The following is a 26216-nucleotide window of genomic DNA, read 5'->3' as shown; positions in this document are numbered from 1 at the left end:
GCACAAAAATGGCGACTGTCTCGGGCACGTCGCCATTTTTTCTTTGCGCGGCGGCTTTCGCCAATCGACGAGCTAGCACGGGGAGACGCAACACATGGCGGCATCGGGCGCGCGGCGGGGAGCGCGATGGGCAGTGGGGATCGTCATTGCGATCGTCGTCGTGGCGATCGGCGGATGGTTCTTCATCGCCCATCAGATGAAAGAGCGCATCCGCGAGACGCTCGGGCCGAACGGTTCCGTCGACGAGATCGATGTCGGCTTCGGCCAGGTGACGCTCACGCGGGTGCGGCTGCGCGGCCCGAACGACTGGCCGGCGTCCGACGCGATGCGCGCCGAGCGCATCGTCCTCGATGTCGATATGCGCGCGGCGCTGTCGAATCGCGTGCATCTGCGCAATGTCAGCGTCGACAACTACTATCTGTCGATCGTGCGCGCCGCCGATGGCCGCGTGCTCATCCTCCCCGGTCTCAAGGAAACCGCGCGCACCGCCGACGCCAGCCCCGCCGACAAAACCGCCCGCCCCGCGCAGGAAGAAAAGCTGATCGACCGCGTGTCGTTCGAACGCGGCGCGATGGAATTCTTCGATGCATCGGTTCAGCAGCCGCCGTATCGGGTGCTCATCAGCGACGCACGCGCGACCATCGATCATCTGCATCTGCCGGCGCTCGCCGAACGCACGTCCCTTTCGATGACCGGCTCCATCAAAGGTCCGTCGCACACGGGCACGGTATCGTGGGGCGGCTGGATGGTGATCGCCAGCAAGGATTCGCAGACGCGCGCGACGCTGCGCAGCGTCGACATTTCGACGCTCGATCCTTACCTGCTGAAGAAAGCCGGCGCGAAGGCGGCAGTGACGGGCGGCACCATCGACATGACGATCGACGCCAGCGTGCGCGACTACCGCATTCACGCGCCCGGCTCTCTGACGCTGAATCACCTGCAGATCAGCGACGGCGCCGGTCCGCTCGACACCTTTCTCTCGATACCGACGAAAGCCGCCATCGCCGCGCTGAAAGATCGCAAGGACGAGATCAAGCTCGATTTCGTGCTCGAGGGGGATCTGCGCGATCCGACATTCTCGCTCTCGGAGAGCCTGTCCAGGAAGCTCGCGGCCGGGTTCGCGAAGGCGCTGGGCGTGAGCGCCGAAGGCGTCGCGAAAGGCGCAGGCGATACGGTGCGGGGCATCGGCAACGCGCTGAAGAATCTGCTCTCGCAGTAGCGCGTGCCGTTCGCGTGCTGTCAGATGGGCAGGTTCAGCGCGCGCAGCTTCGATTCCGTATGGAGCGCGCCGGTGTAATGAACGCCGTGCCAGCCGAGCGCGGTCGCGGCTTCCGCGTTCTTCAGGTTATCGTCGATGAACACGAGTTCTTGCGGTTCGACGCCCGGCAGATGCTTCTCGATTTCCGCGCGCATCAACGCGAAGATTTGCGGATCCGGCTTGACGAGGCCGACGCGTCCCGACACGACGATTTCCCGGAAGCGGCGCAGCACATCAAAGCGCTCCCACGCGTAGGGGAACGTCTCGGCTGACCAGTTCGTCAGCCCGAACAGCGGCACGCCTGCCGCATCCAGACGGTCGACCAGCGCCACGCCCTCCTGCAGCACGCCGGCCACCATCTCATGCCAGCGCGCATAGAACGCGCGAATCAGCGCTTCGTGCTCCGGGTACAGCGCGACGAGCTCGGCGGTGCCTTCCTCGGTGCTCTGTCCGCCGTCTTGCTGGACGACCCAATCCATCTTGCAGACGTTATCGAGAAACCAGCGGCGCTCGGTCTCGTTCGGAATCAGTTGCCGGTAGAGATACTCCCGGTCCCAGTCGATCAGCACGCCGCCGAAATCGAATACGACTGCTTTGATGGTCATCGTTGGTCGCTCCCTGTCTGTGTCAGATCGCCTGCGTCCGCTTCTCGAGCCACGCCTTCGCCGCCCCCTCGACATGCGGCGACACGCGCCGCCGCACCGTCTCGTGATACGCGTTGAGCCACGCGCGCTCGTCGTCGCGCAACAGCGAAAGGTCGATGCAGCGCGTATCGATCGGGCAAAGCGTCAGCGTTTCGAACGACAGGAAATCGCCGAACTCGCTCTTGCCGGCGCTCTCGTTCATCACCAGATTTTCGATCCGAATGCCCCACTTGCCCGGCCGATAAATCCCCGGCTCGATCGACGTGATCATGCCCTCTTCCATCGCCGTCCACGCCTCGGCGGGCGCGTAGTGGGAAATGACTTGTGGTCCTTCGTGCACGTTCAGAAAGTAGCCGACGCCGTGGCCCGTGCCGTGTCCGTAGTCCGCGCCCGCTTCCCAGATCGGCGCGCGCGCGATCGAATCGAGCATGGGCGAGCGGATGCCGCGCGGGAAACGAGCGCGAGACAGCGCCATGGTGCCCTTCAGCACGATCGTGAAATCGCGCTTGTGCTCCGCCGTGATTTCGCCGATGGGCACCACGCGGGTGATGTCCGTCGTGCCGCTGACATATTGCCCGCCGGAATCGATCAGAAGCAGCCCGTTGCCTTCGATCACCGAATGCGACGCGTCGGTCGCGCGGTAGTGAGGCATCGCGCCGTTCGCGTTGAAGCCCGCGATCGTCGCGAAGCTCAGGCTGACGAAGCCCGGCCGACGCGCGCGCGCCGCCGTGAGTTTTTCGTCGATGGTCAGTTCCGTGATGCGCTCACGGCCCAGCGCTTCTTCGAACCACGCGAAAAATTCGGCGAGCGCGGCGCCGTCCTGCTCCATCGTCGAGCGAATGTGTTCGGCTTCGGCGGGCGTCTTGCGCGACTTCTCGAACGTCGACGGATTCACCGTCTCGACGATCTTCACGCCGGACGGCGCCTTCTCCAGCAGGCCATGTGTGATGCGGCGCGGATCGATCAGCAGCGTCGCGCCGGCAGGCAACGCGGCGAGCGCATCGGGCGCGCTCGCGTACGGCGCGACGCGCACGCCATCGCGCGAAAGCGTCTCTTTCAGCGAGTCCGGCACCTTGCCCTCGGCGACGAAAATCGTGGCGTCGTCGAGACCGACGAGCGCATGCGCGACGAACACCGGGTTGTAGCTCACGTCGCCGCCGCGCAGGTTGAAGAGCCACGCGAGGTCGTCGAGCGTCGAGATGAAGTGCCACTGCGCGTCTTTCGCACGCATCGCCTCGCGGATCTTCGCGAGCTTGTCGGCGCGGGCGACGCTCGCGTGCGGCGCGGCGTGCTCGTACACGGGTGCGTCCGGCAGGCCTGGGCGATCGGGCCAGACTGCGTCGAGCACGTCGACATCCGTGCGCAGCGCGATGCCTCGCGCGGTGAGCGCATCGCCGAGTGCGCGCGCCGCCGCGACGCCGAGCACCGCGCCATCGACCACGACGACGCCGCCCGACGGCACGTTTTCCGCGAGCCATTCGACGTGCGGCGCGGTCTGCTGCCCGCCCATCATCTTCATCAAGACGATGCCGGTCCCGGCGAGTTGCGTCTCCGCCTGCGTCCAATAGCGGCTATCGACCCAGACGCCCGCGAAATCCTGCGTCACGACGAGCGTGCCGACCGAGCCGGTGAAACCCGACAGCCACTGACGCGCCTGCCAGCGTTCCGGCAAATACTCGGACAGGTGCGGATCGGCGGACGGGACGAGCACCGCGTCGAACCGGTCCGCGGCCAGGCGGCGGCGCAAGGTCTCGACGCGGTGCGCGAATGTGGCTGCGTCGGGGGTGGCGGAATGTGCAACGCGATCGTTCATGAGTGACCTGCCTTGAATGCCGGATGGATGCGATGTTGGGGAGATTTCAGCGGCGCGCCGCCAGTGCGACGGTCGCGGTGACGACGACCAGCGCGAACAGCGTGCAGGCGAACCACTCGAGGGTATCGCCATCGTGATAGACACCGACGACGTTGCCGAACATGCGCGCGATGACGGCCGCCAGCACGCCTGCAATGACAGCGGTCCATATGCGGCCTGCCGCGCCCTGCCCGACACGTCCGGCGCGCCGCAGCGGATGGAGCCACCAACCCGCCGCGCCGATAACCGCGCCTAGAAAAATCATGCCGATCCAACTCATCGGGCGGCCGCTCCATTTGGCTTCGATTCAGAAACGGCGCAGGGCGCCGGGGCGAAACGAATGAGTTTAGGGGGCCAGGTTAGCGATGGCAAGCGGCCCGAAAAGCGAATAAGACGCTGTACTGTCTCAAAGACTACTGAGAATATCCTTAAGATCGGCGCAATGCCCAAGTGTTACACTCGATTTCACTATCGCCAGTCAATGATTAGCGTCTAATAAAGTGCACCGAGCAAATATGCCCGGCAATCATATGTCTGGCGGCATACTCTTTCGACTTCGCTTTACCCGGATGCGACGCATGAGCGAAAAAAAGCTGATTTCCCTTCACGGTCTTGAGATGATCATGACCTATCGCGGCTCGACGCAGGAACGGCGCGAAAATCTTCGCGGCGTGCTCCGCCATTTGAACCTGACGTATTCAGATTACACGCTCTACCTGATGGAAGCCGACGCCACGCCGACGTTCCACTGGTCCGGCCTCGGCGATGAAAAAATCCGCCATGTCTTCGTTCACGACGACGGCCCTTTTCCCAAAGCGAAACTGTGCAACCTTGGCGCACGCTTATGCACGGGAGAGGTGATCTGTTTCCACGATGCGGATAAGATTGCGAATCCCGAATATCTGCCGCTTTGCATTCACGCAATTAAAAATGGCGTATCCAGCGATGCATTGTGCCCGTTCCTGCGCGTGTTTAACGTCACGAACGCGCTTCGAAAAGATTTCATCGACGCCGGCAATTACGCGTTATTCGAACCGTATCTGGAAACAGCGTTACCGGAAGCAATGGAAATGCTGTACGAGAATACGCCGGGCGCAATCGTACTCATCAAGCGCGCGGATTATGTACGCGTTGGGGGATACGATCCGCGATACACCGGTTGGGGCGGCGAGGACGACGATTTTCTCAGCCGCGCCATCCGGCTCGGGGTGCGCTGGCATTCCATTCAGGAACCGCGCGCCGCGCTCTTCCACCTTCACCACGACTCCACCTCCCGGCGCGACGCGCTGATTGCCGCCGAACGCAACCGGCAAGCCGCAGCCGAAACGCGCGATATGCCGCTGCCGAAACTCGAAGCGCGAGCAGCGGAGCTTGCGAAGTATTTCGCCTGACCGCACGGTGCGGTCGATTGCCGCGCCGGGCGAAAGCAGCTTTGGCCGCATACGCCGCGCGGCGGTGCCGGATCGCTCCCCGAATGCCGCGTATAAATGAAGGGATTCGTAAAACGCTATAATATTGGGCTATCTGAAAGGCCAACGGCTTAGGCCACACGCATAATTACATGCAGCTCCTCACGATCGGGATCAACCACCACACTGCGCCTGTCGCTCTGCGCGAACGCGTGGCGTTTCCGCTCGAACAGATCAAGCCGGCTTTGTCCGCATTGAAGGATGTCTGGCTCGGCCCGAAGGTCAAGGCATCGCCGGAAGCGGCCATCCTGTCGACCTGCAACCGCACCGAACTCTACTGCGCCACCGACGACACCGCCGCGCGCGAAGCCGCCGTCCACTGGCTGTCGCAGTACCACAATCTGCCCGTTTCCGAGCTCGCGCCGCACGTCTATGCGCTGCCGCAATCGGAGGCGGTACGCCACGCGTTCCGCGTCGCGTCGGGACTGGATTCCATGGTCCTCGGCGAAACGCAGATCGTCGGCCAGATGAAGGACGCCGTGCGGACGGCGTCGGAAGCCGGCGCGCTCGGCACCTACCTGAACCAGTTGTTCCAGCGCACGTTCGCGGTCGCGAAGGAAGTGCGCTCCACCACCGAAATCGGCGCGCAGTCGGTATCGATGGCCGCCGCCGCCGTCAGGCTTGCGCAGCGCATCTTCGAGAACGTGTCGAGCCAGCGCGTGCTCTTCATCGGCGCGGGGGAAATGATCGAACTCTGCGCGACGCACTTCGCCGCGCAGAGCCCGCGTGAACTCGTCGTCGCGAATCGCACCGCCGAGCGCGGCGAGAAGCTCGCCGAACGCTTCAATGGGCGGGCCATTCCGCTGTCCGACTTACCCGCGCGCATGCACGAGTTCGACATCATCGTGTCGTGCACGGCGTCGACGCTGCCGATCATCGGCCTCGGCGCGGTCGAGCGCGCGGTGAAGGCGCGCCGGCATCGGCCCATCTTCATGGTCGATCTCGCCGTGCCGCGCGACATCGAGCCGGAAGTCGGCAATCTGCAAGACGTCTTCCTCTATACCGTCGATGACCTCGGCGCGATCGTTCGCGAAGGCAATGCGTCGCGGCAGGCTGCCGTCGCGCAGGCCGAGGCCATCATCGAGACGCGCGTCGCGAATTTCATGCAGTGGCTCGATGCGCGCAGCATCGTGCCGGTCATCCGTCACATGCACACGCAAGCGGATGCGTTGCGTCGCGCCGAAGTCGAACGCGCGCGCAAGCTGCTCGCGCGCGGCGACGACCCCGCCGCCGTGCTCGAAGCGCTGTCGCAATCGCTCACGAACAAGCTCATTCACGGCCCCACGCATGCGCTTAACCGCGCGAGCCGTGAGGAGCGCGACCAGCTCATCGACCTGATGAGCGGCTTCTACCGCCACGGATCGTCGTCCGAATCGTCGGACCGTTAGCGGCGTCCCGTTTGCTATTCCCGAATGCTCCGCGCGAAGCGCGCGGCAGCGCCCGATTGCAGTCTTTCCTGGAGCGAGCGCTCCATCCCCGCCCGATGAAAACGAGCATGCAAAGCAAGCTCGACCAGCTTGCAAAACGGCAGGTCGATCTCAATGAACTGCTGAGCCGCGAAGACGTGACGTCCGATATGGACCAGTATCGCAAGCTCACGCGCGAACACGCGGAAATCAGCCCGATCGTCGATCAGTACGCGCTCTGGCGTCAGGCGCTCAACGACGAAGCCACCGCGCAAGAGCTGCTCTCCGATCCGTCGATGCGCGATTTCGCCGAAGAGGAAATCGGCGAGGCGCGCGAGCGCATGGCGAAGATCGAAGGCGACTTGCAGACGATGCTGCTGCCGAAAGATCCGAACGACGACCGCAACATCTTCATCGAAATTCGCGCGGGCACCGGCGGCGACGAATCCGCGTTGTTCGCGGGCGATCTGCTGCGCATGTATCTGCGTTACGCGGAACGCAACCGCTGGACCGCCGAAACGATGTCCGAAAGCGTGTCCGACCTCGGCGGCTACAAGGAAGTAATCGTGCGGCTTGCGGGTCAGGGCGCGTATTCGCGGCTCAAGTTCGAATCGGGCGGCCACCGCGTGCAGCGCGTGCCGGCGACCGAAACGCAGGGACGCATCCATACGTCGGCGTGTACCGTCGCCGTGATGCCGGAAGCCGATGAAATCAGCGAAGTCGTGATCAATCCGGCGGATTTGCGCATCGACACGTTCCGTGCATCGGGCGCGGGCGGGCAGCACATCAACAAGACGGACTCGGCCGTGCGCGTGACGCACTTGCCGACGGGCATCGTCGTCGAATGTCAGGACGACCGCTCGCAGCACAAGAACAAGGATCGCGCGCTCAAAGTGCTCGCCGCGCGCATCAAGGACAAGCAGTATCACGAGCAGCACGCGAAGGAAGCCGCAACGCGCAAGAGCCTGATCGGTTCGGGCGACCGGTCCGAACGCATCCGCACCTATAACTTCCCGCAAGGGCGCATGACGGATCACCGTATCAATCTCACGCTCTACAAGCTCGAATACATCATGGACGGCGATCTCGACGAACTGATCAGCGCGCTCGTTTCCGAGCATCAGGCGGAGCAGCTCGCGGCGCTCGGGGACGCCGAGTGACGACGGTCGCGCAATTGGAGCGCGCTTCGTCGCTGCCCGCGCTGGAAACACGCGTGCTGCTGACACATGTGCTCGGCTGGCGGCGCACGGAACTCATCACGCGCGACGACGAACCGCTCGATCCGCAAGCCGTGCAACGCTTTGAGGCGCTGGCGCAGCGGCGCCTGAACGGCGAGCCGATTGCGCAACTGACCGGCAAGCGCGAGTTCTTCGGTCTGGAATTCGAAGTCTCGCCGGACGTGCTGATTCCTCGCCCGGAAACCGAACTCCTCGTGGAAACGGCGCTCGACGCCATCGCCGGGACGCCGAACGCGCGCGTGCTCGACCTCGGCACCGGCACCGGGGCCATCGCAATTTCAATCGCTCACGCCCGGCCCGATGCGCGCGTCTGGGCCGTCGACCGCTCGCCCGCCGCGCTGGACGTCGCCCGGCGCAATGCGCGGAATCTGCTCGATCCGGCGCGCACGGTGACGTTCATCGAGAGCGACTGGACCGCGCAAATCGACCGGTCGCTGCGCTTCGAAGCCATCGTGAGCAACCCGCCCTACATCGCCAGCGACGATCCGCATCTGACGCAAGGCGACTTGCGGTTCGAGCCGCGCGGCGCGCTCACCGACGACGCCGACGGCCTTTCTGCGATACGCGTCATCGTCGAGACAGCGCCGTTGCTGCTCGCGCCCAACGGCGTGCTGTGGATCGAGCACGGCTACGATCAGGCCGACGCCGTGCGCCATTTGCTCGCAGCACGCGGCTTCACCGATGTTCGTTCGCTGCGCGACCTCGCGGGCATCGAACGCACGAGCGGCGGAACGTTCATCGTCTGAAGGCGGGCACCGAACCGCGCGGGCGAAATCCGCTATCATTTCGAGACCTGAGTCCAACCGACATTACAGCGCAGGAACGCCATGGATACGCAAGAACGCATCAAGCAGATCGTCGATCAAAACCCGGTCGTCCTTTTCATGAAAGGCACGGCGCAATTCCCGATGTGCGGCTTCTCCGGCCGCGCCATTCAAGTGCTGAAGGCGTGCGGCGTCGATCAGATCATGACGGTCAACGTCCTCGAAGACGAAGGCATCCGCCAGGGCATCAAGGAATTCTCCAACTGGCCGACCATTCCGCAGCTCTATGTAAAGGGCGAGTTCATCGGCGGATCGGACATCATGATGGAGATGTACCAGTCAGGCGAACTGCAGCAGCTGTTCGCCGCTGCGTGAGCCGCATCAGAAGCCGCTGGAAGTGAATGCGCCCGCTGCCGTGAAGCGACGGCTCATCGTCGCGATCACCGGCGCAACGGGCGCCATCTACGGCGTGCGTCTGCTCGAGACGCTGCGCCGATTGCCGAACGTCGAGACGCATCTGCTCGTCTCCGCCTCGGGCTGGCTGAACATTCAGCACGAACTCGAACTCGATAAATCCGCTGTCCACGCCCTCGCCGATGTCGTCCACAACGTGCGCGATGTCGGCGCGAGCATCGCGTCCGGGTCGTTCGCGACGGACGGGATGATCGTCGCACCCTGCTCGATGCGCACGCTCGCCAGCATTGCGCACGGCCTCTCCGATAACCTCATCACCCGCGCCGCCGATGTCGTGCTCAAGGAGCGTCGCCGGCTCGTGCTGCTCGTGCGCGAAACGCCGTTCAACCTCGCGCACCTGCGCAACATGACGGCCGTGACGGAAATGGGCGGCGTGATCTTTCCGCCGCTGCCGGCGTTCTATCACAAGCCCGCGAGCATCGACGAAATGGTCGATCACACGGTGGCGCGCGTCATCGACCTGTTCGGCGTTTCGCAATCGGTCGCCGCTGCGTGGCAAGGGCTGCGCGGCGAAGTGGACTGATTGCGAACTGGCGGGACATAATCCGTTACCAGCGGTGCGCTTTATCACCGCCGTGGCAAGACGTACATTGCATGGCATCACTTTCGGATTGACGCCATGAGCCGACTGCCCACTGTCTTCATTTCGCACGGCGCGCCGACGCTGCCGATCGATCCATCGATGCCGTCCGCCGGTTTCGCCTCGCTCGCCGCGACGCTGCCGCGTCCACGGGCGATTCTGACGTTGTCCGCGCACTGGAACACGGCGGAGCCGGCTGCGAGCATCGCGGAGCGCCCGGACACCATCCACGACTTCTACGGATTTCCGCGTGCGCTATACGAACTGCGCTATCCCGCGCCGGGCGCGCCGGATGTCGCCAAACGCGCCGCCGCGATGCTCGGCGAGCACGGCATCGCGAGCGCGACCACGGTTCACGGGCTCGATCATGGCGCGTGGGTGCCGCTGCTGCTCATGTTCCCCGACGCGGACGTTCCCGTCGCGCAACTGTCGATTCAACCGCGTCTGGACGCCGCGCATCACTTTCGCGTCGGCCGTGCGCTGCGCGAATTGCGTGACGACGGCGTGATGATCGTCGGTTCGGGGCAGATCACGCACAACCTGCGCATGGCCGATTTCAGCGCGCGCCCCGAAGATGCCGATCCGCGCGTCGTCGAATTCACCGACTGGTTCGAATCCCGGCTCGCCGCCCGCGATATCGACGCCCTCCTCGACTATCGCGCCCGCGCGCCGCACGCGGCACTGATGCATCCCACGGACGAGCATCTGTTGCCGGTCTTCGGCGCGCTCGGTGCGGCGTCGGACGATTATCGGCTCGGGATTCAGTCGCTCGGGACTTTCCAGCGCGCCCTCGCGATGACCAACTACGTGTTCGCGGACGCCTGATTCGGGCCGCAAAACGAAGAAGCCCGCCGGATCGCTCGGGCGGGCTTCGTTCTATTGCAGCGGAGATTTACGCGCCGACTTCGTGAAGAATGTCGTCGCGGCTCTCGCGTTCATCGAGGTAATCGGTGCGATACCCGGTGTGCACGCCCCAGTAATAGAAGATCAGCGAAAGCACGGCCACGCAGGCCATGTCCCAGCCGTACGGAAGAAGCCCGCTTCCGCCGAATTCCTTGCTGCCGACGAGCGACATCACCGCCATCGACGGGAGATAGCCGATCAGCCACCATGCCGCCTTGAGATCGCGGCTCCAGCCGGCAAAGCCCGTCTTGCCCTGATAGTAGAAGTACACGGGCAGCGCGACGACCATCAGCAGAATGATCTCGCCCGTCAGCGGCCACTTCGCCCAGTACAGCACGAGCGACGCGCACACGAACGCGAACGGCGCGATCACGCCCATCAGCGGCAGCGTCAGCGGACGATCCAGGTCGGGCGCCGAGCGGCGCAGCGCCATCAGGCTGATCGGGCCGGTCAGGTAGGAAATGACCGTCGCCACCGAGATGACCGCGGCGAGCGTGCCCCAGCCACGGAAGAAGAACATGAAGATGAACGAGACGATCAGGTTGAACCACATCGCCTGACGCGGCACGCCGTAGAACGGATGCACGTTGCCGAACATCTTCGGCATCGTGTTGTTGCGCTCCATCGCGTAGATCATGCGGGTGGTCGTCGCCATATAAGTCGTGCCGGTGCCGCTCGGGCTGACAAAGGCGTCGATGTAAAGCAGGACGGCCAGCCAGTTCAGGTTCAGCGCGATGGCCAGTTCCGCGAACGGCGACGCGAAGTGGAAGTGCTTCCAGCCGAGCGCCACGTCGTTCGGGTTCACCGCGCCGATGTACGCGACTTGCAGCAGCACGTAGATCACGAGCGCGATCAGAATCGATCCGACGACCGCGAACGGCACGCTGCGCGCCGGATGACGCGCTTCACCGGCCAGGTTCACCGGGCTCTGGAAGCCGTTGAAGCTGAACACGATGCCGCTCGTCGCGACGGCTGTCAGCACTGCGGGCCAGCCGTACGGCGCGAAGTTCGACACGGTGCCGAAGTTCTCGGCATGGAAGCCGGAGAAGACGAGGCCGGCGATGGTCGCGCCCGGAATCAGGAACTTGAAGATCGTGATGGCGGTGTTCGCGCGCGCGAAGACCTTCACGCCCCAGTAGTTCAGCATGAAGTAAATGATGACGAGCAACGCGGACAGCGCGAGGCCGCTCGTCGTCAGCGTGTCGTTGACGAACAGCTCGTGCGCCCATTCGTAGGGCCACGTGCTCATGTACTGGATCGACGCCTCCGCTTCGATCGGAATGACGGAAACGATCGCGATCCAGTTGGCCCACGCCGCGATAAAGCCGACGAGTGCGCCGTGCGAGTAGCGCGCGTAGCGCACCATGCCACCGGACTCCGGGAACATGGCGCCCAGTTCCGCGTAGGTCAGCGCGATAGCCAGGATGACGACCGCGCCGATCACCCAGGCGCAAATCGCGGCGGGCCCGGCGATCTGCGATGCTTTCCACGCTCCGAACAGCCACCCGGAACCGATGATGGACCCAAGACCGGTCAGCATCAGCGCCCACGGCCCGATATTTCTTTGAATCGAACTCTTCACTATCCTTCTCCAATGTCTCGCGTCGCACGCGAGTCGAACACGGCTAAGCGGCCGCATCCGCCGGGATGCCGGCAACCGATCCGGCGATCCAGCGACGCTGGTGCAACTCTTCTTAACGAAGGCGCGTAGTTTAACGGTTGCACCTTTCTAATGCAGTGCAAGGCTGTCAGGAAACACCTTTTTTCGGAGACCATCTGACGAAAGTCCAGCGACGAACCGGGATATGGGCGAGCGCTCGGGGACTGTCTCAAAAACCCCCTCAGCGTTGTCGGATATTATTTGACCGCGAAATGGTTTCGCCGTATAAACCTTCTTGCAGGATTTCAAGTGGCGAGTGAAGTGGTTCTTTCGTAGTTCGCCATTACGGTACTCCGGTTGGTCCCATTGCCCCTTCCTTGATTTTCATGCACCCCTGGCTTCGGCCTTAATCATCAAATTTTTTGGAATAAGTAATATGGAAACCGGTACCGTCAAGTGGTTCAATGACGCAAAGGGCTTTGGCTTCATCACCCCGGATGGCGGCGGCGAAGACCTGTTCGCGCACTTCTCGGAAATCCGCATCGAAGGCTTCAAGACGCTTCAGGAAAACCAGAAGGTTACCTATGAAGTGAAGACTGGCCCGAAGGGCAAGCAAGCTGCGAACATCAAGCCGGCCTAAGCCCGCTGAGTTCAGAGAAAACCCCGCGTATGCGGGGTTTTTGCATTGGAGCGCCGTTTTCCGCCGCTTTCCTTCTTCAGGCGAATACGCGTTGCGCGTAGATGCCGAGGCCCGTCGCCACGCTGGCCAGCCGGTCGCCGAACACGGCCTGCGCGCCCGGAAACGCCGCCGCCAGCGCATCCGACAGAAAACGCAGACCGGTCGTGCCGCCGGTGAAGTAGACCGCTCCCACGTCCGCCGGGCCGACGCCCGCGCGTTTCACCGTTTCGAGCGCGGTCTCGACGATGCGCCGCGTTTCGTCCTGGCCCGCATCGATCAATTGCTGCTCGTCGAACGGCACGCGCAGCGCCTCCTCGATTTCCTCCATGTCGATCTCGGTCGCACCGCCCGCCGATACGTCGATTTTCGCCTCCTCCGCGTGCGCGGTGAGCGCATGGCCGAGCCGTCGATCGACGACGCGCATCAGCCGGTCGTGGTGACGCGGCTCGACGTAGAGATGGCGCATCAGCCGTAATTCGCCGACGCGCTTCGGCGCGTAGACCGTGTTGATCAAGTGCCAGGTCGCGAGGTCGAAGTACACGCGGTTCGGCACTTCGCGGCCCTGCGGATCGAGCGCCTGATAACCGAGCTGGCGAAGAATGGTCGCCAGTTCGACGCGCCGGTCGAAATCGGTTCCGGCCACGTGGACGCCGTGATGCGCGAGCACATCGCTTTTCCGATCCAGACGACGCGCACGTTCAGGCCCGACGCGCACGAGCGAGAAGTCCGACGTGCCCCCGCCGATGTCGGCAACGAGAACCAGCCCTTCCTGCGTGAGACGCGCCTCGTAGTCGAACGCGGCGGCGATCGGTTCGTACTGGAACTCGATCTCGCGGAACCCGACGGCGTGCGCGCACGCTTCGAGCTGGTTCTGCGCCATGCGGTCGGCGCGCGGATCGTCGTCGACGAAAAACACAGGGCGGCCGAGCACCGCGCGCGTCAGCGGTTCGGCGGCGACCGCCTGCGCCTTTTGCTTCAGATGCTGCAAAAACAGCGTGATCACATCGGTGTACTTGATCGCGGAGCCGTCGCCGAGATCGGTGACGTTTTCCGCGAGGGGCGAGCCGAGAATGCTCTTCATCGAGCGCATCAGACGGCCGTCGAAGCCGTCGATGTACGCCTCGAGCGCCGCGCGGCCATACGACTGGTTGTCCTCGTCGGTGTTGAAGAACACGGCGGTCGGCAGGGTCGTCGCGTCGCCCTCGACGGGCGCGAGCCGCATCCGCAGGCCGTCGGGCAAGGCAACGGCGGAATTCGACGTGCCGAAATCGATCGCGCAGTAGGTCATGGAAGTCGCGGCGGCGTCAGCCTGCGACACCGCATATCAAAAACGTGGACGGCGTTTTTAACACGTTCGGAGAGACGCATCAATCGCAGCCAAGATAAATATAAACTGACCGCATTCCTCTCACCAGAGCGGAATGCACCTTGCTCGCCGCCATGCAGTTCACAAGGGGACGCCCCGACTTCATGAACGAGACAACCACACCGCAAGACAACCGGCCGGCAGCCGCATCGAGCGATCGGGCCGGCATCATCGAAACCGATTTGCCCGGCCGGCTCGACCGCCTGCCGTGGGGACGCTTCCACACGCTGATCGTCATGGCGCTCGGCGTCACCTGGTTGCTCGATGGCCTGGAAGTGACGTTGGCAGGCGCGGTCGCGAGCGCGCTGAAGACGAGTCCGGCGCTCCAGTTCTCCAACGCGGATGTCGGCATTGCCGGGAGCGCGTATATCGCGGGCGCGGTGCTGGGCGCGCTCGGCTTCGGCTGGCTCACGGACCGGCTCGGCCGCCGCAAGCTATTTTTTATCACCCTTTTCCTCTATGTCGCCGCCACCGCTGCAACCGCGTTCTCCTGGAACCTCGCGTCGTTCGTGCTGTTTCGTTTTCTGACCGGCGCGGGCATCGGCGGCGAATACACGGCCATCAACTCGACGATCCAGGAGTTCACGCCCGCCCGGCTGCGCGGCTGGACCGATCTTGCCATCAACGGGACGTTCTGGGTCGGCGCGGGCATCGGCGCTGCCGGGTCGATCGTGCTGCTCGATCCTGCGATGCTCCCGTCCGACTGGGGCTGGCGCGCCTGCTTCCTGATCGGCGCGCTGCTCGGGCTCACGGTGCTTTTCATGCGGATGTGGGTGCCCGAAAGTCCGCGCTGGCTCATCACGCATAACCGGGCCGACGAGGCACGGAGGATCGTCGAAGGAATCGAAGCGGAGTTTCAGGAGCGAGGCGTGGAAATTGCCCGTGCGCCCGTCAAGCCGCTACGGCTGCGCGCGCGCGACCACACGCCGCTCGCGGAAGTCGCCCATACGCTTTTCCACGCGCACCGGCGGCGTTCGCTCGTCGGGCTGACGTTGATGACCGCGCAGGCGTTCTTCTACAACGCGATCTTCTTCACGTACGCGCTCGTGCTGACGGACTTCTACCACGTGCCGGGCGATCACATCGGCTGGTACGTGCTGCCGTTCGCCGCCGGCAACTTTCTCGGCCCGCTGCTGCTCGGCCGCTTGTTCGACGTGCTGGGCCGGCGTCGCATGATCGCTTTCACGTATGCCATCTCGGGCGTGCTGCTGACGCTGAGCGGCTGGATGTTCACGCAGGGCCTGCTCACGGTCACGACGCAGACGATCGCGTGGATGGTGATTTTCTTCTTTGCCTCCGCGGCGGCGAGTTCGGCGTATCTGACCGTGAGCGAAACCTTTCCGCTGGAGATCCGCGCACTCGCGATCGCGGTCTTCTACGCATTTGGCACCGCGCTCGGCGGGATCATCGGGCCGACGCTCTTCGGGCGGCTGATCGACACGCACGAGCGAAGCGCGGTCTTCGCCGGCTATCTGATCGGCTCGGCGCTGATGCTGGCAGCGGCGGTCGTGGCCGGCATCTGGGGCGTCGCGGCGGAGCGCAAATCGCTCGAAGACGTGGCGCGTCCGCTTTCCGCCGCCGACGAACACTGACCGGCGCTCACTCAGTCGAACGCCTTGCCCCACGCGCCGTCGAATGCCGTCTCGCCGATGGCGCGACGCGCTCGCGGCGCGGCTTCGCGCTCGCGCAACGCGTCGTCGAGCTGGCTTGCGTCGCCGTGATGGCCGATTGCGATCATCGCGACAAGTTGCGCGTCTTCGGGAATCGAGAAGGCGGCACGGAAAGCGTCGCGGTCGAAGCCGCCCATCTGATGCGTCGCGAGGCCCATCGCGTGTGCCTGAAGCACGAGCGCCATCGCCGCGGCGCCGGTGTCATAAGCCGCCGTGCGGTTCGGCTCGCCTCTGGGCGTGAGCGTCGACGCCGCGACGCAGATCAGCACCGGCACGTTTGCATTCCATGTCTGGTTGGACGGTGCGAGCGTGGCGAACGCGCGCTGGAACGCGGCGTCATCGCGATGACGGTCGAAAACGATGAACCGCCACGGCTGCAGATTGTTGGAAGACGGCGCCCAGCGCGCCGCCTCCAGCAGCCGATGCAACTGCGCACGGTCGACGGGCTCCCCGGCATACGCGCGCGGGCTCCATCGGCCGGCGATCAGTTCGTGGATGTCGACATCGGTCGGAGCGGGTTTCGCACTCATGGCGTCAGTCCTCGTTCGTTGAAAGACGTGCGGCGCGCTTCGGCAAACGGCGCGCCGCTCCGACGACAAGCATAGAACAAGGCTGTGGGCATCAGGTGGCCGCCACGCCGACAGCCCGTCCTGCCCGGTTGATGCGCAGCACCGCTACGGCTGCGACGAGGCACAGGCCGCCCGAGATCATCGTCGCGACGGTGTAGCTCCCGAGGCTCGATCGCAACATGCCGCCGCCGAGCGCCGCGAACGCCGCGCCGAGCTGATGCCCCGCGACGATCCAGCCGAATACGATGGGCGCGGATTCCTTGCCGTAGACATCGGTGGCGAGGCGCACCGTCGGCGGGACGGTGGCGATCCAGTCGAGGCCGTAGAACACCGCGAAGAGCGGCAGGCCGAAGAAATCGATGCCGAACGCATACGGCAAGTAAATCAGCGACAAGCCGCGCAAGCCGTAGTACCAGAACAGCAGCACCCGCGCGTTGAAGCGGTCGGAGAGCCAGCCGGAGAGCGTCGTGCCGAAGAGATCGAAGATGCCCATTGCGGCGAGAAGCGTCGCGCCCTGCACTTGCGTCATGCCGTAATCCGAGCACATCGCGATCAGGTGCGTGCCGACGTAGCCGTTCGTGCTCGCTCCGCAGACGAAGAAGCTGAAGAAGAGCAGCCAGAAATCGCGCGTCTTGCTCGCCGATCCGAGCGCGCCGAACGCCACCTTGATCGGATTTTTTTGTGTAGGCGCGGCGCCGGGCGGCGCTTCGGCCGTTTCGCCGACGGGACGCAACGCGAGATCCGCGGGACGCTCCGGAAGGAGCCACGCGACGAGCGGCAACACAAGCGCCGTTGCGGCCGCGACGACGAACACCACCGGCCGCCAGCCGTGATGCTCGGAAAGCGACGCGAGGAACGGCAGGAACACGAGCTGGCCGGTCGCCGAACTGGCGGTGAGGATGCCCATCGCGAGACCGCGATGCGTCGTGAACCAGCGATTCACCACCGTCGCCGAGAGCGTCAGCGCCGCGACGCCCGTCGCACCGCCGACCATCACGCCCCACACGATCACCATCTGCCACGGCGCGGTCATCATCGACGAAATGCCGACGCCCGCAGCCAGCGTCGCGAGCGCGGCAAGCAGTGTCGGCCGCACCCCGAAACGCTGCATCGCGGCGGCGGCGAACGGGCCGGTAAGGCCATACAGCGCGAGATTGATCGAAATCGCGAGCGAGATCGTGCCGCGCGACCAGCCGAATTGCTTTTCGAGCGGAAGCATCATCACGCTCGGCGTCGCGCGCGTGCCGGCCGCCGCGAGCAGAACCAGAAATACGACGCCTACCGCGATCCACCCGTAATGCATCCGGCCATTCAGCCGTCTCGCAACCCAATTCATCGCCGCTCCGGTTTCGTTATGTTTCGTGGAGATTCGTGACCGCTCTGTCACATCAGAGTTGCGAGCTTAGTTACCGATCGGTAACATGTCAAGGCCGACGCACATTTCGAGGAAGCGCTTTGACACGATCATCCGCCGATCAGCCCAAGTCCACGGGTCGCCGCCAGGTTCGCACCGATGGCGCGACCGCGCAGGAACAACTGCTCGACGCAGCCCAGGAGTTGTTTTACCGCGAAGGCGTTCGCGCGGTCGGCGTCGATGCCGTCGTCGAGCGCGCGGGCGTCAACAAGATGAGTCTCTATCGGCGGTTCGCGTCGAAGGACGAACTCGTCGTCGCGTATCTTGAGCGCATGGACGACGGCTTTCGCCGCCGCTTCGAGGCGAGCGTGGCGAAGCATCCCGGCGAGCCGGCGAAGCAACTCGTTCAGGCGTTCGAAGATTTGGTGAAGCGCGCGTCGGCGCCGGACTATCGCGGGTGCCCGTTCGTCAACATCGCGTGCGAGTTCGGCGATCCGGCGCATCCGGCGCGGCAACTCGTCGACCAGAACAAGGGTTATGTGATGTCGCGCTTCGTGGAAATCTCGGCGGCGGCGGGCGCGGATAATCCGCAGGAACTGGCAGAATCGCTGGCGCTGCTGGTCGACGGCATCTACGCGACCAGTCAGACTTATGGCCCCGGCTCGGGGCCGCTGTGCGCCGCGCCGCGCATCGCGCGCACGCTCATCGATGCGGCATGTGCGTCGAAGCGCATCGAGCAAGGAAATCAGGAAAACTCATGATGGATGCAAGCACGCGCGACGATGTCATCGCGGTCACACAACACTGGCTGACGCGCGCGGTAATCGGCCTCAATCTCTGCCCGTTCGCCAAGAGCGTCCATGTGAAGGGACAGATTCGCTACGTCGTGAGCGAAGCGCGAGGCGTGGAGGACATCGTGGTCGAACTGGCGGACGAACTGCGTCTTCTGCGTGACAGCGATCCGGAAGCGGTCGATACGACGCTCCTCATCACGCCGCACGCCTTCGCCGACTTCATCGATTACAACGACGCGCTCTTCTTTGCCGATCGTCTGCTGAACGACATGGGGCTCGCGGGCGAATTGCAGATCGCGAGCTTCCATCCGCATTATCGGTTCGAAGGCACCGAGCCGGACGATATCGACAACTACACGAATCGCGCGCCGTATCCGATCTTCCATCTGTTGCGTGAGGCGAGCATCGATCGGGCGGTCGCGGCGTTTCCCGACGCCGCCGATATCTATGAGCGCAACATCGAAACGCTGCGCCGCCTCGGTCACGAGGGCTTCAGGGCCTGGATGGACAAACGTTGAACGGTTACGCGAAGAAGCGCTCGCGTAGTTCTTCGAGGCCCAGCGTTTCCAGCACTTCCGATAGCCGTTGTGCCGGCCTGCCGCGCGGCAGGTCCTTGAACTGAGCGATGATGAGCTCGTTCTTCATCGAATGTTCCCATCCGACCAGTTCGGTCACGCTGACCTGATAGCCGTGCGACTCGAGTTGAAGGCACCGCAGGACGTTCGTGATCTGACTGCCGAACTCGCGCGTGTGCAGCGGATGCCGCCACATCTCCGTCAGCACGTTCTTCGACAGCGAGTGCCCCTTGTTCTTGCGCAGCACGGACGCGACTTCCGCCTGACAGCACGGCACCACCACGATGTACTGCGCTTTCTTCTGCAGAGCGAAGTGGATGGCGTCGTCGGTTGCGGTGTTGCAGGCGTGCAATGCGGTGACGATGTCGACCGTCTCGGGAAGAAGATTCGAGTCGATCGATTCGGCCACCGACAGATTCAGGAACGACATGCCGTCGAATTCCAGCCGTTTCGCCAATTCCTCCGACTTTTTCACCAGATCTTCACGCGTCTCTATGCCATAGATGTGTGACCGATCGCGCAGAGTCTTGAAGAAGAGATCGTAGAGAATGAACCCGAGGTATGACTTCCCCGCGCCGTGATCGACGAGCGATACGGAACCCTGGTGCTGATGCACATCGGATAGAAGTGGTTCGATGAACTGAAACAGGTGATAGACCTGCTTCAGTTTGCGGCGGCTGTCCTGGTTCATCTTGCCGTCGCGCGTGAGGATGTGCAATTCCTTCAGCAGTTCGATCGACTGACCGGGACGAATTTCATGTTTGTTCGAAGGTTCGGACGTGCCGGGAACCGACGCGGGGGACTTCTTGGCCATCGTGATCAGTGACTGGTTGATGAAAAAGCGGAGCATGTTCGCGCTGAATGTGCGCTAACCGCTGGTTCTGCCGTCTCAAAAGAGGAAGTTTACCGAAAAGCGCAGAGACGCTCTTGTTCCGGCCATCGAATCATCGGCTTATGCGTCACAACGAGCGCATGGAACGGATCGTGCATCGTCTGACAATGAGACCATTGCAACAGACGGCACGCACGTGTGGTCACTGGCTGCCACGCGCAGATGCAGCACGCAGAAACATATAGTCAGTAACGAGCCGCGTCTCGACACGCCTGCGTCGTCACCGCGTCCGGTTCCGTTACGTAACACCCTAACGCACAGCGCGGCGATGCGACTCGCCGGCGCCATGATCAAGAGAGGACGGCGATGGATGCGATCCCGGACAAGAAAGCAGAGAAACAGTTTCAGGAGATGCTCGCGGCTCTGACCGCGATGCCCGCGTGGAGCGAAAAGCAGCAGCTCGAGCTCGAGATGGCCCGAGAGATTTCCGTGGAGATGTTGCGGCTCGCCGAGTCGATGCGTGACGGCTCCACCGACATCGAGACGTGTCTCACGATGCTCAAGTACGCCAAGGTGATGGACTTCGTGCTGACGACGCTCGCATCGCGCCGCGAGATCGCGCCGCAAACGCTGCGGGTGATTTTCAAGCTCGCCGGCCTGAAGGTGGATGAAGCCTATCCGGGCTGACAAGCCCGGATTCCGGACGCCGGTTCGTCTTCCGAGGACGCGCCGGCTTCAGCTTTTGCGCCGCGTCATCAGCCGCGCGGCGGAATTTCGCATATGGCGCTGCATCGCAGCCTGAGCCTGCACGGCGTCGCGGGCTTCGAGCGCTTCGAGAATGTCGCGATGCTCCGTCAGCGCGGCCGCCCACGTTTCCTCCCCCTCGAAGTGTCCCCGTAACGTCGATGACAGCGGACTGTGCCGCTCGTCGTACAGCGCGCCGACGGTGCGCACCAGTACGTCGTTGCCGGACATTTGCGCGATGGTGATATGAAAGGCGCGATCCGCGCTCATCGGTATCTGACCGCTTTCCACTTCGCGCGCCATCGTTTCGTAGACGGTTCGCAGCGCCTTCAGTGCCTTCGGCTTGGCGAACGGCGCGACGCTCGCCGCAATCGCACCTTCGATCACGCTGCGCGCATTCATGATTTCGATGGGACTCTCGCCAAGCTCCGCCTCACTGCTTGGCGGCCTGGCCGTGGGCGTCGCGGAGATATAGACGCCCGAACCCATGCGAATCTCTACGCGCCCCTCCAGTTCGAGCGCGACGAGCGCCTCCCGCACGGACGGCCGCGATACGCCGAGCGTCTGCGCCAGTTCCCGTTCCGATGGCAGCCGGCCGTTCGGCGCGAAGTCTTTTTGCCCGATCATGCCGCGCAGTTTGTCGGCGATCTGGAGGTAGAGACGGCGCGTTTCGGCGGGTTTGACACTCACGGGCAGACTCCTCAAGGCTCGGGGAAAACGTGGATTGTAATCAGGCGAAGGGTTGACGCACCGTGGGCCGGGCGTCCGAACCGTTTTTTACGCTTACAAGTGGCTTGACCAATTTCGAGTCAAGCCACTAGTATGCAATCTGGTAAGGCCACGCGGCCGAATTTTTTTATGTCGCGTTGGAACCGTTTCCAATCACAAGCGCCCCAATACAACCTTCGCCGCCGTCTGCATGTAGCGACGGAAGCGGCCCCCGAGCGACGCACCCATGAGCAATCCGATCCTTCAGTTCGGCACGAGCCGCTTCTTGCAAGCGCACGTGGACTTCTTCGTCACTCAAGCGGCGCGGCGCGATCCGGCCACCGCGCTCGGCAAGATCACCGTCGTGCAGACCACGTCCAGCGCCGACAGCCGCGCGCGCACCGACGCGCTGAAGGCAACCGGCCGCTATCCGGTCCGCATTCGCGGACGCCGTCGTGATGAGACCATCGACATGACGATCGAATGCGATTCGATCACCGAAGCATTGCACGCCAACGACGATTGGGCGCTCTTGCTGCAACGGATTCAACGCGATGTAAAAGTGATCGTCTCCAACACGGCCGATGCCGGCTACGCCCTCTTCGACGAAGACACCGCCGATCTGCTCGACGGAAAGCAGACCCCGCGCGGCTTCGCAGCCAAGCTCGCGGTTCTGCTGCACGCGCGCTTTCGCGCCGGCGCCGCGCCGATCACGCTGCTGCCGTGCGAGCTCGTTTCGCGCAACGGCGACACGCTGCGCGATCTCGTCCTGGGCATCGCTCGTCAATGGCGGACGGACGACGCGTTTATCCGCTATCTGACGAGCGACTGCGTCTGGGTGAATTCGCTCGTCGACCGCATCGTCTCGGAGCCGATCCTGCCGGTCGGCGCGATCGCCGAGCCGTACGCGCTCTGGGCCATCGAACGGCAGGCGGGCATGGTGCTGCCGTGCGAACACGAAGACATCGTCGTGACCGACGATCTCGCGCATTACGAACGCCTCAAGCTGCTGCTGCTCAATCTCGGCCACACGATGCTCGCCGAGTTCTGGCGCACACGCGACGGCGCAGCCGATATGACCGTCCTCGACGCGATGCGCGATCCCGCCTTCCGCGAGCCGCTCGAAGCCGTCTGGCGCGACGAAGTCCTGCCGGTCTTCACGGCGCTCGGCCAGCACGATGTCGCGGCTGAATACCTGGCGAGCGTGCGCGATCGCTTCGAGAACCCGTTTCTCGTGCACCGGCTATCGGACATCGCGCGCAATCACGAAGAAAAGAAGATGCGGCGCTTTCAGCCTGTCATCGATCTTGCTCGTGAATTGAAGCTCGACATCGGACAAAAGCGGCTGCGCGACGCGCTGAACGCGGACGTCGGCTGAACCGGCGCGCGAATCCGCCCTAGAAAGCGGAACGCGCACGACGGATTGTTTTTTGCAATCACGGCCCCACCGCGTCTTGAACGCGCAAGGGCCATATGAACGAAGTGCCGCTTCACTGAGGAGACAAACGATGCGGAAAATGCGTTGGGTGGTGATATTTCTGGCCTTTCTGGCCATCGCGATCAATTACATCGACCGGGCGAATCTCGCGGTCGCCGCGCCGCAGATCGAGAAGGCGCTCAATATCGGCCCGGCAGAAATGGGCTTCATTCTGAGCGGCTTCTTCTGGAGCTACGCGCTGATGCAGATGCCGTTCGGCTGGTTCGTCGATCGCGTCGGCGCGCGCATTGCGCTGCCGCTCGCGGTCGGCTGGTGGTCGGTGTTTACGGCCCTCACCGCCGTCGCGACGAGCGTCACCGGCATGTTCGGCTGCCGCCTGATGCTCGGCATCGGCGAAGCGGGCGCGTATCCGTCGTGCGCGAAACTGGTCTCGCAATGGTTCACCAAGGCGCAGCGCGCGTTCGCGACGAGTATCTTCGATAGCGGCTCGCGCGTCGGTTCGGCCCTGTCGATCCCGGTCGTTGCGCTCATCATCAGCGCGTTCGGCTGGGAAGCGTCGTTCATCATCACCGGCGCGATCGGCTTCGTGTGGATTCTTGGCTGGTTCCTCATCTATCGCAACAAGTCGAAGGGTGACCTGACCGGCGAAGTCGATGTCGATCCGGCGCCCGTCGCACCGAGAAACAAGGTGTCGTGGGCTTCGCTTTTCAAGTACCGCACGCTGTGGGGCATGATGCTCGGCTTCTTCTGCCTCAACTTCGTGATCTACTTCTTCATCACGTGGTTCCCGAGCTATCTCGTTCAGGCGCACGGCTTCTCGCTGAAGTCTCTTGGCACGCTCGGCACCATCCCCGCGCTGATGTCGATTCCCGGCGGCTGGCTCGGCGGCTGGGTGTCGGACTCGCTCTTCAAGCGCGGCTGGAGCCTGACCGCCGCACGCAAGACCTGCATGGTCGGCGGCATGCTGCTTTCGTCGGTCATCACGCTTTGCGCGTTCACCGAGAATACCTATCTGATGCTCGCGTTCTTCGGCATCGCCTACGCTTCGCTGGCCTTTGCTGCTGCAAGCATCTGGTCCTTGCCGAGCGATGTCGCGCCGACGCCGGATCACGTTGCGTCGATCGGCGGCATTCAGAACTTCGCGTCGAACCTGGCGGGGATCGTCATCACGACGTTCACCGGCGTCATGCTGGCGATCACCAAGGGTTCGTTTGTCATTCCGCTGTGCGTGGCGGGCGGCTTCTGCTTTTTGGGCGCATTCAGCTATCTTGTGATTGTCGGCAAGATCGAACCGCTCAACAAAGCCGAGCAGGATTCGCTGTCCGAAAAGCGCGCACCGTCCACGATCTAAGAAAACATCATGTCCACCACATCCACCGACCATGCGGTCATCCGGCTGCACCCCAATGACGACGTCGTGATCGCGACGCGGCAACTTGTCTCCGGCGCGCGCATCGCGTCGGAGGACCTGGTCGTCGCGGGGCTGATTCCGCCGGGCCACAAGATCGCCACGCGGGCGATCGCCGCGGGCGAGCCCGTCAAGCGCTACAACCAGATAATCGGTGTGGCGAAAGAGGCGATCGCGCGCGGGCAGCACGTGCATACGCAGAATCTGTCGATGGCCGATTTCGCGCGCGAGCACGAATTCGGTGTCGACAAGCACCCGACGCCTGTCGTCGACAAGCCCGCGACGTTCATGGGCATCCGTCGCGACGATGGGCGCGTCGCGACGCGCAATTTCATCGGCGTGCTGACGAGCGTGAACTGCTCGGCCACCGTCGCGCGCGCGATCGCGGATCACTTCCGCCGCGATGTGCATCCGGAAGCGCTCGCGGATTATCCGAACGTCGATGGCGTGATCGCGCTGACGCACGGTCTCGGATGCGGTATCGACATGCAGGGCGAAGGGCTCGGCATTCTGCGGCGCACGCTGGCCGGATATGCGGTGCATCCGAACTTTCATTCGGTGCTCTTCGTCGGCTTGGGGTGCGAGACGAATCAGATTGCCGGCGTGCTGGAATCCAGTGGACTGAAGGACGGCGAGCGGCTGCGCAGCTTCACGATTCAGGACAGCGGCGGAACGAAGAAGACGATCGAACGCGGCATCGCGCTGGTCAAGGAAATGCTGGCGGAGGCGAATCGGGTGCAGCGCGAGCCGGTGCCTGCATCGCATCTGATCGTGGGACTGCAGTGCGGCGGCTCGGATGGCTATTCGGGCATTTCGGCGAATCCCGCGTTGGGCGCAGCCGTCGACAAGCTCGTGAGTCATGGCGGCACGGCCATCCTTTCGGAGACGCCGGAAGTGTACGGAGCGGAGCATTTGCTAACGCGCCGTGCGGTGAGCCGCGAAGTCGGAGAAAAGCTGCTCACGCGCATCAAGTGGTGGGAAGAGTATTGCGCGCGCAACGGCGCGGCCATGGACAACAATCCGTCGGCGGGCAACAAGGTCGGCGGGCTGACCACGATTCTCGAGAAGTCGCTGGGCGCGGTTGCCAAGGGCGGCACGACGAATCTCGTCGAAGTCTATGAATACGCCGAGCGTATCCACGCGAAGGGTTTCGTATTCATGGACTCGCCGGGCTACGATCCGATGTCCGCGACGGGTCAGGTCGCGTCCGGTGCGAACCTTATCTGCTTCACGACAGGGCGCGGCTCGGCCTATGGCTGCGCGCCCTCCCCTTCACTGAAGCTCGCGACGAACACCGCGTTGTGGGAGCGCCAGGAAGAGGATATGGACATCAACTGCGGCGGCGTGATCGATGGTACTGCGAGCATCGACGAACTCGGCGAGCAGATTTTCCAGATGATGCTGGATTGCGCGTCGGGCGTTGCGTCGAAGAGTGAGCTCAACGGTTACGGGCAGAGCGAGTTCGTGCCGTGGCAGGTGGGCGTGGTGACCTGATTGATTGTCGTACCGTAGACGTCGCATCGCATCGTGCTTGACGCGAGCGATGCGGCGGCTAGCTTCATGGCCAACGTAAGGCGCTGGACCGAATCCGCGACATCCTCCGTCGCTTCACGATAACCACCGCGATCCGCCCGCGCACGATCTGCCCGACGTCTTCAACTGATCGGCGACGCGCATCGCTTCGTCGATCGGAAACGCGAACGAGATGCCCGTGAGACCGCCGGTGCGGCTTTAGATCTGCGAGTTGATGCCGATCACTCCGCTAAGTTGATGAGCGGGCCGCCCGAGTTGCCGGGATCCGCAGTGCGCCGTCGGTCTGGATGGACGGCAGGTAATCGCCGATGTCGCGCCTCAATCGGTCGCGACGAGCGACATGCGTTCACAGCGTCCG

25 protein-coding genes and 1 pseudogene are annotated in these 26216 nt (G+C 63.6%); 16 read left to right on the top strand and 10 right to left on the bottom strand.

Translation table 11 applies throughout. The features are described 5' to 3' along the window. The first annotated feature begins 94 nt into the window (after nt 1-94). Nucleotides 95-1219 carry a DUF748 domain-containing protein gene (locus tag P9220_RS05830; protein ID WP_309763974.1) on the top strand — a complete coding sequence of 375 codons (1125 nt, stop codon included), beginning with the start codon at nt 95-97 and terminating at the stop codon, nt 1217-1219. 20 nt (nt 1220-1239) lie between these two features. Here P9220_RS05830 and P9220_RS05825 read toward each other — a convergent pair whose 3' ends face one another. Genes P9220_RS05825 through P9220_RS05815 form a run of 3 tightly spaced genes read right to left on the bottom strand, consistent with a single transcriptional unit; the run spans nt 1240 to nt 4034 of the window. After that, nucleotides 1240-1863, bottom strand: coding sequence for an HAD family phosphatase (locus tag P9220_RS05825; RefSeq protein WP_309763973.1), 624 nt, complete (start codon nt 1861-1863; stop codon nt 1240-1242). A 22-nt stretch (nt 1864-1885) separates the two neighbouring features. After that, nucleotides 1886-3715 carry an aminopeptidase P family protein gene (locus tag P9220_RS05820; RefSeq protein WP_309763972.1) on the bottom strand — a complete coding sequence of 610 codons (1830 nt, stop codon included), beginning with the start codon at nt 3713-3715 and terminating at the stop codon, nt 1886-1888. A 46-nt stretch (nt 3716-3761) separates the two neighbouring features. Further along, nucleotides 3762-4034, bottom strand: a complete 273-nt coding sequence (locus tag P9220_RS05815) for a hypothetical protein (RefSeq protein ID WP_309763971.1) — start codon at nt 4032-4034, stop codon at nt 3762-3764. Between the two features lie 298 nt (nt 4035-4332). On the opposite strand from P9220_RS05815, the gene P9220_RS05810 reads away from it, so the two are divergent. From P9220_RS05810 to P9220_RS05780, 7 genes are all read left to right on the top strand, one after another. Then, the gene (locus tag P9220_RS05810; RefSeq protein ID WP_309763970.1) at nt 4333-5145 is read left to right on the top strand and encodes a galactosyltransferase-related protein; all 813 of its coding nucleotides are present in this window, start codon (nt 4333-4335) and stop codon (nt 5143-5145) included. 170 nt (nt 5146-5315) lie between these two features. Continuing rightward, on the top strand, nt 5316-6611 hold the full coding sequence (gene hemA / locus P9220_RS05805) for a glutamyl-tRNA reductase (RefSeq protein ID WP_309763969.1): 1296 nt from the start codon (nt 5316-5318) through the stop codon (nt 6609-6611). Between the two features lie 95 nt (nt 6612-6706). Continuing rightward, nucleotides 6707-7789, top strand: a complete 1083-nt coding sequence (prfA, locus tag P9220_RS05800; RefSeq protein ID WP_309763968.1) for a peptide chain release factor 1 — start codon at nt 6707-6709, stop codon at nt 7787-7789. Further along, nucleotides 7786-8613 (top strand): peptide chain release factor N(5)-glutamine methyltransferase, encoded by an 828-nt coding sequence (gene prmC, locus P9220_RS05795; RefSeq protein WP_309763967.1) that lies wholly within the window; start codon nt 7786-7788, stop codon nt 8611-8613. Before prfA ends, prmC begins: the two co-directional genes overlap by 4 nt. 81 nt (nt 8614-8694) lie before the next feature. Next, nucleotides 8695-9006, top strand: coding sequence for a Grx4 family monothiol glutaredoxin (gene grxD / locus P9220_RS05790; protein WP_035970186.1), 312 nt, complete (start codon nt 8695-8697; stop codon nt 9004-9006). Between the two features lie 22 nt (nt 9007-9028). Further along, complete coding sequence (locus tag P9220_RS05785) at nt 9029-9628, top strand: UbiX family flavin prenyltransferase (RefSeq protein ID WP_309763966.1); 600 nt, start codon at nt 9029-9031, stop codon at nt 9626-9628. A 96-nt stretch (nt 9629-9724) separates the two neighbouring features. Next, on the top strand, nt 9725-10510 hold the full coding sequence (locus tag P9220_RS05780) for a class III extradiol ring-cleavage dioxygenase (protein ID WP_309763965.1): 786 nt from the start codon (nt 9725-9727) through the stop codon (nt 10508-10510). A gap of 67 nt (nt 10511-10577) precedes the next feature. Here P9220_RS05780 and P9220_RS05775 read toward each other — a convergent pair whose 3' ends face one another. Beyond that, the gene (locus tag P9220_RS05775; protein WP_309763964.1) at nt 10578-12170 is read right to left on the bottom strand and encodes an APC family permease; all 1593 of its coding nucleotides are present in this window, start codon (nt 12168-12170) and stop codon (nt 10578-10580) included. 454 nt (nt 12171-12624) lie between these two features. Here P9220_RS05775 and P9220_RS05770 point away from each other — a divergent pair, with 454 nt between their 5' ends. After that, a complete protein-coding gene (locus P9220_RS05770; protein ID WP_016346375.1) occupies nt 12625-12828 on the top strand; it encodes a cold-shock protein in 204 nt (67 codons plus the stop codon). 76 nt (nt 12829-12904) lie between these two features. Here P9220_RS05770 and P9220_RS05765 read toward each other — a convergent pair whose 3' ends face one another. Further along, nucleotides 12905-14155 carry an Hsp70 family protein gene (locus tag P9220_RS05765; protein WP_309763963.1) on the bottom strand — a complete coding sequence of 417 codons (1251 nt, stop codon included), beginning with the start codon at nt 14153-14155 and terminating at the stop codon, nt 12905-12907. Nucleotides 14156-14337: 182 nt separating this feature from the next. On the opposite strand from P9220_RS05765, the gene P9220_RS05760 reads away from it, so the two are divergent. Continuing rightward, the gene (locus P9220_RS05760) at nt 14338-15825 is read left to right on the top strand and encodes an MFS transporter (RefSeq protein WP_309763962.1); all 1488 of its coding nucleotides are present in this window, start codon (nt 14338-14340) and stop codon (nt 15823-15825) included. A gap of 11 nt (nt 15826-15836) precedes the next feature. Here P9220_RS05760 and P9220_RS05755 read toward each other — a convergent pair whose 3' ends face one another. Together P9220_RS05755 and P9220_RS05750 are read right to left on the bottom strand one after the other, a co-directional pair. Next, nucleotides 15837-16433: a nitroreductase family protein gene (locus tag P9220_RS05755; RefSeq protein ID WP_309763961.1), complete on the bottom strand. Its 597-nt coding sequence runs from the start codon at nt 16431-16433 to the stop codon at nt 15837-15839. Nucleotides 16434-16524: 91 nt separating this feature from the next. After that, on the bottom strand, nt 16525-17808 hold the full coding sequence (locus P9220_RS05750; RefSeq protein ID WP_309763960.1) for an MFS transporter: 1284 nt from the start codon (nt 17806-17808) through the stop codon (nt 16525-16527). 119 nt (nt 17809-17927) lie between these two features. On the opposite strand from P9220_RS05750, the gene P9220_RS05745 reads away from it, so the two are divergent. Continuing rightward, nucleotides 17928-18587 carry a TetR/AcrR family transcriptional regulator gene (locus P9220_RS05745; protein ID WP_309763959.1) on the top strand — a complete coding sequence of 220 codons (660 nt, stop codon included), beginning with the start codon at nt 17928-17930 and terminating at the stop codon, nt 18585-18587. Continuing rightward, nucleotides 18584-19138: a DUF1415 domain-containing protein gene (locus P9220_RS05740; protein ID WP_309763958.1), complete on the top strand. Its 555-nt coding sequence runs from the start codon at nt 18584-18586 to the stop codon at nt 19136-19138. The genes P9220_RS05745 and P9220_RS05740 overlap by 4 nt, the downstream gene beginning before the upstream one ends. Before the next feature lie 4 nt (nt 19139-19142). On the opposite strand, the gene P9220_RS05735 is transcribed toward P9220_RS05740, so the two are convergent. After that, nucleotides 19143-20009, bottom strand: a complete 867-nt coding sequence (locus P9220_RS05735) for an SAM-dependent methyltransferase (protein WP_309765397.1) — start codon at nt 20007-20009, stop codon at nt 19143-19145. 384 nt (nt 20010-20393) lie between these two features. On the opposite strand from P9220_RS05735, the gene P9220_RS05730 reads away from it, so the two are divergent. After that, nucleotides 20394-20714: a hypothetical protein gene (locus tag P9220_RS05730; RefSeq protein WP_008344375.1), complete on the top strand. Its 321-nt coding sequence runs from the start codon at nt 20394-20396 to the stop codon at nt 20712-20714. Nucleotides 20715-20762: 48 nt separating this feature from the next. Here the strand turns inward: P9220_RS05730 and P9220_RS05725 are convergent, their stop codons facing one another. After that, nucleotides 20763-21461, bottom strand: a complete 699-nt coding sequence (locus P9220_RS05725) for a FadR/GntR family transcriptional regulator (protein WP_309763957.1) — start codon at nt 21459-21461, stop codon at nt 20763-20765. Between the two features lie 265 nt (nt 21462-21726). On the opposite strand from P9220_RS05725, the gene P9220_RS05720 reads away from it, so the two are divergent. The 3 genes from P9220_RS05720 (at nt 21727) to P9220_RS05710 (ending at nt 25819) form a co-directional block, all read left to right on the top strand. Continuing rightward, complete coding sequence (locus P9220_RS05720; RefSeq protein ID WP_309763956.1) at nt 21727-22857, top strand: mannitol dehydrogenase family protein; 1131 nt, start codon at nt 21727-21729, stop codon at nt 22855-22857. A gap of 130 nt (nt 22858-22987) precedes the next feature. Continuing rightward, nucleotides 22988-24268 carry an MFS transporter gene (locus P9220_RS05715; protein ID WP_309763955.1) on the top strand — a complete coding sequence of 427 codons (1281 nt, stop codon included), beginning with the start codon at nt 22988-22990 and terminating at the stop codon, nt 24266-24268. A gap of 9 nt (nt 24269-24277) precedes the next feature. Then, entirely contained in the window at nt 24278-25819 is a 1542-nt protein-coding gene (locus tag P9220_RS05710; RefSeq protein WP_309763954.1) for an altronate dehydratase family protein, read from the top strand. A gap of 35 nt (nt 25820-25854) precedes the next feature. On the opposite strand, the pseudogene P9220_RS05705 reads toward P9220_RS05710, so the two are convergent. Beyond that, nucleotides 25855-26174, bottom strand: a pseudogene (locus tag P9220_RS05705) (trypsin-like serine protease); the annotation flags it as partial. Nucleotides 26175-26216 lie beyond the last annotated feature (42 nt).

Source organism: Caballeronia sp. LZ016 (genome assembly GCF_031450805.1).
GTDB lineage: Bacteria > Pseudomonadota > Gammaproteobacteria > Burkholderiales > Burkholderiaceae > Caballeronia.
This window is presented reverse-complemented; position numbering and strand designations above follow the sequence as displayed.